The organism is Mesorhizobium sp. M7D.F.Ca.US.004.03.1.1, from assembly GCF_003998635.1.
In the GTDB taxonomy this organism is placed as follows: domain Bacteria; phylum Pseudomonadota; class Alphaproteobacteria; order Rhizobiales; family Rhizobiaceae; genus Mesorhizobium; species Mesorhizobium loti.
The window spans coordinates 1-3,050 of the sequence record NZ_RZQG01000733.1 but is presented as its reverse complement, the minus strand read 5'-3'; the positions used below and the strand labels follow the sequence as shown (position 1 = coordinate 3,050).

Here is a 3,050-nt window from a genome sequence, read left to right as displayed (position 1 = left end):
CGTCAATGCCGAACTGCAGACGACCTTCATGCTTGGCGGCTCGCCGCGCGAGGACGAGGTGCTGCAATCAGCGACCAATGGCGTGCGCACCTTCCTGCGCGCCTTCGGCAAGCGCCGCTCCGCGACATCGGTTGAAAAGCAAAGCGCGCTCGCCAGCGCCTGAGCGATCAAATCGTCGGCAATAGTCCTCATCTCGGTGCGGCGGCGGTCTATATCAGGTTTACGCCGCCCTCAAGCTTGATTACAGCTATGCGGACGATTCAACGGAACCCGACCGCCACATGGCCGACGACCACATCCGCTACGACATTCTGGCCCAGGAGGCGTTGCGCGGCGTCATGCGCAAAGTCCTGGCCGAGGTCGCGCGTACCGGCCTCCCCGGCAATCATCACTTCTTCATCACCTTCCTGACCGGCGCGCCGGGCGTGCGCGTGTCGTCGCGGCTGCGCGAGCGCTATCCCGAGCAGATGACCATCGTCATCCAGTTCCAGTATTGGGACCTGAAGGTGACCGACACCGGCTTCGAGGTCGGGCTGTCCTTCTCCGACGTACCGGAGAAACTCGAAATCCCGTTCTCCGCCGTACGCGGCTTCTATGATCCCTCGGTCAATTTCGAGCTCGAATTCGACGTCAAGACGGACGGAGCAGCCGAGGAACCAGCCGCTCAAGCTACGCCCGAGCCGTTGACCATCGTCTCCGAGAAAAAGCCGAAGGCCGAGAAGAAGGCCGCCGCCGAGGCGGAGAAGAAGCAGCCTGCAGCGGCGGACGCCGCCACCAAGGGCGCCGAAGTGGTCTCGCTCGACGCCTTCCGCAAGAAATAGGCCTGCGGTTCACGCCATGGCCGACATCGTCAACCTCCGCCAAGCCCGCAAGCTGAAGGCGCGGGACGAAAAGGTGCGCGACGCCGAACAGAATCGCGCGCTGCACGGCCGCTCCAAGACAGAGAAGCAACGCGACCGCCTGGTCGCCGACAACAGCGAAAAATTCGTTGCCGGGCATCGTCGTGAAAAGCCCGGCGACCCTGACCGTCAATGAGCACGGTCGAAAAGCGCTCGGTGACCATTCGCGGTCACCGCACCAGCTACTCGCTCGAAAAACCCTTCTATGACGACCTCGTCGCGATCGCGGCCGCGCGGCAATTGACGCTCGCCGCTCTTGTCGCCGAAGTCGACGAGACACGACCTCGCGACACCAACCTGTCCTCGGCGTTGAGGCTCCATGTCCTCGATTGGGCGAAGCGCGGAACGCATCTCTAGATAGCGACCTGTCCGTTTCTCGCGATCGGATGGGACAGGCCGCCGTCGGAGGGCGCTATTTCAGCGGCAAATACAGTTCCGCGACCGCCTCATGCTCCGGCACTTCCGCGAAGAAGCCCAGCCGCTGGCAATAGATCGGAAAGTCGCGTGCTTCCTCGCCGCTGGCCGGAAGCCAGTCGCGATAAAGGTAGAGCGCGGCGGGCTCCAGATTGTCGGTGTTGCCGACGACGCGCAGCACCGCGCAGCGTCCGCCAGGGATCTCGCCGGCTTTGATCTGCTCGCCGTTCGCCTCGATCGGTTGGTCGGTCCCGACACAAAGGTCCACGCTATAATCGGCAGGCGACGCAGGACGCCGCTCGGAACGCCAGACATTGAAGGTCGGACTTGTCTTGGGCGACAGGCCAGCGGCCTAGCGCCACGCGATGAACCGCTGGATGGTGGCGCCGAGCGTCGCCGGGTCGCCCCGATGCTCCATGATCGCCACCGGCGTCGGGGCCACATCGCGAATCGTCACGTCGTTAGTGGCAAAAGTCTTCTGCATGAGCTTGCTCCTAGCGTTGTCGAGAGGCCCGAAGGCCGCAAGCCACGGCTCCCAGTCGGGAGACTTCCGGAACGACGAAGGCGATTGTCCGAACCGTTGCCGAAAGGCGCGGGCGAAGGCATCCGGTGCATCGTAACCGGCATCCATCGCTATGTCCGTGACGCTTTGGGCGTCTCTGTAGGCCAGCCGGTACGAAGCGCGCTTCATACGGGCAAGCTGAACATAGCGATGCACGGACAACCCGAAGGTCGCCTTAAACTGCCGGTGGAAATGAAACTTCGAGAAGGCCGCGACACCGCTCAGCGTTTCCAGGTCCAGATCACTGCCAAGATGCCGGTCGATGTAGTCCAACACTCGCTGCATCCGCACATGGTAGTGCTGAAGCACTGCCTTCATCGTCCTTCCTCCGTGGCGGCTCCAACTAGTCGCTCATGGCCATAACGTGCTCGACCGATCTTGCGGTTTTGTCACGGGTCGCAGAACATCGCCAAGGACTGGGCACGCGCAATTTATGGACGAGCGGCGAAAGGGAGCGTTTGCGGCTGGAGAGTCTACAGCCTACAGGCCCTCGACCATTTCTGCCTTTTTCCTGCGTCTGGTGCCGAAGCCAAGCAAGGTCGAACGCTCGCGCTCCTCGGCCTGCTTCCTCGACCGCACGCGCATCAGATCCTTCCAGCCGACATAGCCGACCAGTTGCGAGCCTTCACGGGTGACGACGGGCAAATGGGAGACGTTGGCCATCAGCAGTTTGTCGGAAAGGCCTTCGAGATACTCATCCGGATAGGCGAGCGTCACCTTGCTCCCGGCCAGCAATTCGCCAAGCGTAGTGGTGCGGTGGGTGCCGGCACGGCGCCAGCGCAGGATCGCCGGCGGATCGATGAGGCCGAGCACCTGCCTGTTTTCATCGACCACCGGAAAGCTCGGATGCCGCGTCTCCGGTGCGGTCAGGAAGGCTACCGCGCCATGCAGCGTCATTGTCGCCGGCACGCTTTCGACCTGCGAAGTCATCACCTCACGCACCCTGGTCAGGGCGAAAGGGTCGACACGATATTCGCGCACGAGGTGGTGCCCTCGCCTGGCGATCTTTTCGGTCAGGATCGAACGCTTCATCAAGAGCACGGTGACGGCGTGCGCCGCCGCGCAGGCCGCGATCAGCGGCACCAGCACATGGGTGTTGCCGGTCAACTCGACCGCGAAGAAAGTGGCGGTCAACGGCGCGCGCATTGTGCCGCCCATGGTGGCGGCCATGGCCA

The 3,050-nt window shown here is 63.1% G+C and carries 4 protein-coding genes and 2 pseudogenes; 4 read left to right on the top strand and 2 right to left on the bottom strand.

Annotation, left to right across the window (positions count from 1 at the left end):
* The 4 genes and pseudogenes from EN935_RS42315 to EN935_RS28865 all read left to right on the top strand — a co-directional run.
* A pseudogene (locus tag EN935_RS42315) lies at positions 1-163 on the top strand (TetR/AcrR family transcriptional regulator); the annotation flags it as partial.
* Between the two features lie 118 nt (positions 164-281).
* Complete coding sequence (locus EN935_RS28875; protein ID WP_109668138.1) at positions 282-821, top strand: SspB family protein; 540 nt, start codon at positions 282-284, stop codon at positions 819-821.
* 16 nt (positions 822-837) lie between these two features.
* Positions 838-1,035 carry a DUF4169 family protein gene (locus EN935_RS28870; RefSeq protein ID WP_127265023.1) on the top strand — a complete coding sequence of 66 codons (198 nt, stop codon included), beginning with the start codon at positions 838-840 and terminating at the stop codon, positions 1,033-1,035.
* On the top strand, positions 1,032-1,256 hold the full coding sequence (locus EN935_RS28865) for a ribbon-helix-helix domain-containing protein (RefSeq protein WP_127265024.1): 225 nt from the start codon (positions 1,032-1,034) through the stop codon (positions 1,254-1,256). The genes EN935_RS28870 and EN935_RS28865 overlap by 4 nt, the downstream gene beginning before the upstream one ends.
* Before the next feature lie 55 nt (positions 1,257-1,311).
* On the opposite strand, the pseudogene EN935_RS28860 reads toward EN935_RS28865, so the two are convergent.
* Together EN935_RS28860 and EN935_RS28855 are read right to left on the bottom strand one after the other, a co-directional pair.
* Positions 1,312-2,193 (bottom strand): annotated as a pseudogene (locus EN935_RS28860) (AraC family transcriptional regulator).
* 162 nt (positions 2,194-2,355) lie between these two features.
* Positions 2,356-3,050, bottom strand: a 695-nt coding sequence (locus EN935_RS28855) for a CBS domain-containing protein (RefSeq protein WP_127373878.1), incomplete at its 5' end; no start/stop codon positions are given.

What these genes read in the sequence shown, in the direction of transcription:
- EN935_RS28865 (WP_127265024.1), top strand. Translation starts at nt 1,032, where the DNA reads ATGAGCACGGTCGAAAAGCGCTCGGTGACCATTCGCGGTCACCGCACC.
- EN935_RS28875 (WP_109668138.1), top strand. Translation starts at nt 282, where the DNA reads ATGGCCGACGACCACATCCGCTACGACATTCTGGCCCAGGAGGCGTTG.
- EN935_RS28870 (WP_127265023.1), top strand. Translation starts at nt 838, where the DNA reads ATGGCCGACATCGTCAACCTCCGCCAAGCCCGCAAGCTGAAGGCGCGG.